The sequence below is a fragment of the Acidiphilium sp. genome (assembly GCF_049977125.1).
Classification (GTDB): Bacteria; Pseudomonadota; Alphaproteobacteria; order Acetobacterales; family Acetobacteraceae; genus Acidiphilium.
On sequence record NZ_JBMFGY010000257.1, the window covers coordinates 1 to 3,058 of the forward strand.

Here is a 3,058-nt window from a genome sequence, read left to right on the forward strand (position 1 = left end):
CACGGGTAATCTGCATGAAACCCTCCAGCGGTTATATATACCCGAGTATATATTATTTTCCACCCGTTGCAATCATCAGGCTGGTATAAGCTTGGATCAAGAAACTATGTGCCATTTCGCCCGCCCCTCGTTGATGCATGGCGCGCGCAAAGATAAGATGTTCGTCATTTCCAAGGACGGCGGACAGGTACGCTTTGGACGGGAGCTCTACTTCAGGCCAGCGGAGCTCATTCGGTAGGTGCGCGAGAGCAGGTTGCTTCAATAGAGTGCCGCGCTAAAATGAGTACAAGATTCGCCTTATCTCAAGGATCTCGCATTCGGGGCAGAGGCGCCCCTTATGCGATTAAGAATATCAGATGAATTCTTAAATAAATTAGTATTTATTTCTATAAATATAATTTATATTTTCATTTTTAAATTATACCTTTGATATGATTTAATATGAGATTATTAATATTTTTATATTGTTCTATTGAAGCTGAATGCCCCGCTTTACCAACGACGTGATATTTTCCTCCTGATGCTGTTGCTATATTTTCTGATTCCTTCGGGCCATAAGCATGATCTTCATCGCCGGCAATCGCAAACACCGGAACACGACAATCTTTCAACTCGTGAAGTATCGACTGACGGAAAACGACCTGATGTGCCGAATCAGCGATGGATTTCGGAAGATTCAACATCTTTCGACGCCAGTGATCTTTTTCTTCGGTGCGGCCAGGGTCCGCAAGGAAGGTGTCGCCGAACATAATATACATGAGCGTATCAATTAACGGATCGGTTCCGTTCGCTGCCATTGACTCAACCAACGGTGCAAAATCTGCTTTCTTATGCTCTTCCTCACCAGACGAATTTATCGGTACGGCCGATGCAATCAATTCAGGGTATCGGGCAGCAAGCCTAAGTGCAATAAATCCACCCATAGAATTCCCGATGACGTGACACGGCGCAAGGTTCAGGGCTTTGATCAGAGCTGCAGCGTCCTCGGTCAGATGATCCATTGATTGCTCGGCGCGTTCGGCCGGACTGCTCTTGCCCTGACCGCGATGATCATACGCCACTACCCGATAATCACCGGCCAGTTCGTCTCGCTGGTGATGAAACATCGTATGATCGAAAAACAATGAATGGCTAAACAGGATCGCAGGCTTAGCAGTATCTCCGGTGTCTTCAACCCATATCTGACATCCATTTATGACGACATGTTTCATTTTACTTTCCCCTATTATTTTTTATCACTATATACTCGCGATCGCTAAACGAAAAACTGCAGATTATGGTCGACTGTGCGCGTCCGATCGAGAACCCACACAGATGACATGATTGTTATATTTCCGTGAAGGCAAAACGAGCATTACTTTAACCCCCGGTGCCAGACGCAAGATGCACCTTGAACCACTCACAGGCCGCACCGGAAGCCTTATCAAAATCGTGAACATAGGCATCGAAATGGCCGCCGTTCAACATCACGAGCTTCTTGGGCTGCAGCGCTTTCTCGTAGGCTAACAATGTCTGATCCGCGACGGTCAGGTGATCGGCAAGACCGACGATCAGCAACAGCGGCGTCGGACTAATGTGCGCGATATGGATACCGGGCTCATATTCGGTGAACATCTCCACTGAACGCAGCGTTACCTCATTCCGCCAGGAGGGTGCCCGCTCCTCGTGGGTCGCCGTGAACCAAGCCCAGGAATCCGCCGTCGGCAGCGCTGCAGGACCACTGGGATCCTCCGTCACAACCGGGATCATCGCAGGATGACCACCTTTGTAACGATTCCGTCGATCTTCATCGAACATGTCATACAGCCCGCAGAATGCGTCTGACCGGATCAACCGCCGTGCATTGGCATGACCACTTATTAGCGGAACTTGCGCCACGACTGCCTTCACCCGTCGGTCGGTGGCCGCTACAACGAGTACATGCCCCCCGGAATAGCTCGATCCCCAGATGCCTATTTTCAACCGATCCGTTTCTGGAAGAGTTTCAGCAAACGTAATTGCGTCGCGATAATCCCGCACTTGCTGCCAAGGATCGATCTCCTGACGCGGTTCGCCGTCGCTCGCCCCGAAATTACGATTATCAAAAACCAGCGCCGCCATGCCTGCCTGGCTAAAGACTTCGGCAAACCGATCAAGATACATTTCTTTCACGGCTGAAAAGCCATGAGCCATTATAATTGTCGGAACTGATCCAGTAAGGTTCGCCGGCGTATAATACCACCCCCGCAGTACCGTCCCATCTTCGGTCGAAAACTCAATATCCTTGCGCATTTCCTGTTCCCTTTTGTTTTGTTTATGGACGGCAATCATAGCACCGAAGGGCGGATTTCCTATTCTTTTTCCCTTCGCGTGGAGGTGCGATCCATCGTCATCCATTTGCCGTCTGGCTCGGCTACGCGGAACCCATACCGCTGATAAAGTCCATGGGCGTCTTCTGTTGTAAGGGTCCAATGCGAGACAGAAGCGAGATCGGGATGCGCCAGGATGCTTTCGACCAGCCTCTTCCCGAGGCCAGCCCCACGCAAATCGAGGCGAACAAATACATCCCCCAGATGAGCACGAAGGGCATAGTCAGTCAGCACACGACCAAACCCAACCAGCCCGCCGTCGGGTGCGTAGATACCAATGCAAAGGCAGTTTGCCCAACTCCGCTCAGTCAGAGCACGTGAGCGGTCCAGTCCCCAATAAACGCCTGCCAACGCCGTATGGACGACCTCCATGTCAATACGCCCGCGATCATCACTGATGACGTAACCCTTTGGAAGATTGACTTCATAGCTCATTGGTAAAATGTCATGCCAAATTGGTCCTCGGGGTGAAACCCCCGCTGGCGGGGGCAGAACGGGTCCTCTGGTCTCGTCGACGCTATCCCGTCAGGGCCTCGGATTCGGTCCGACTGCTCGCGGATTGACGGTGAATGGGCTACATCCCCATCCTAGGTCCTCGTCGCGGACGTGGGGCAGGGAAGTCGGCGGGCTTCTGTTCCGGTACCAGCTTGAGCACCAACCGTGACGCCTTGGCCGCCGCCTCCTGCCGCTGGCGTTCCTGCGCGATCCGC

Annotated in this window: 4 protein-coding genes; 1 reads left to right on the plus strand and 3 read right to left on the minus strand. The window is 51.7% G+C overall.

Annotated elements, in window-relative coordinates; all coding sequences use genetic code 11:
- Positions 1-238: hypothetical protein (locus tag ACP5E6_RS17725; protein ID WP_427956492.1), on the plus strand; the 238-nt coding region annotated here is incomplete at its 5' end.
- Positions 239-413: 175 nt separating this feature from the next.
- Here ACP5E6_RS17725 and ACP5E6_RS17730 read toward each other — a convergent pair.
- The 3 genes from ACP5E6_RS17730 to ACP5E6_RS17740 all read right to left on the minus strand — a co-directional run bounded on the left by ACP5E6_RS17730 (position 414) and on the right by ACP5E6_RS17740 (position 2,783).
- Positions 414-1,211, minus strand: a complete 798-nt coding sequence (locus ACP5E6_RS17730; RefSeq protein WP_427956495.1) for an alpha/beta fold hydrolase — start codon at positions 1,209-1,211, stop codon at positions 414-416.
- Between the two features lie 148 nt (positions 1,212-1,359).
- Positions 1,360-2,376 carry an alpha/beta hydrolase gene (locus ACP5E6_RS17735; protein ID WP_427956497.1) on the minus strand — a complete coding sequence of 339 codons (1,017 nt, stop codon included), beginning with the start codon at positions 2,374-2,376 and terminating at the stop codon, positions 1,360-1,362.
- Positions 2,331-2,783 carry a GNAT family N-acetyltransferase gene (locus ACP5E6_RS17740; protein ID WP_427956499.1) on the minus strand — a complete coding sequence of 151 codons (453 nt, stop codon included), beginning with the start codon at positions 2,781-2,783 and terminating at the stop codon, positions 2,331-2,333. Before ACP5E6_RS17740 ends, ACP5E6_RS17735 begins: the two co-directional genes overlap by 46 nt.
- Between the last annotated feature and the right edge of the window lie 275 nt (positions 2,784-3,058).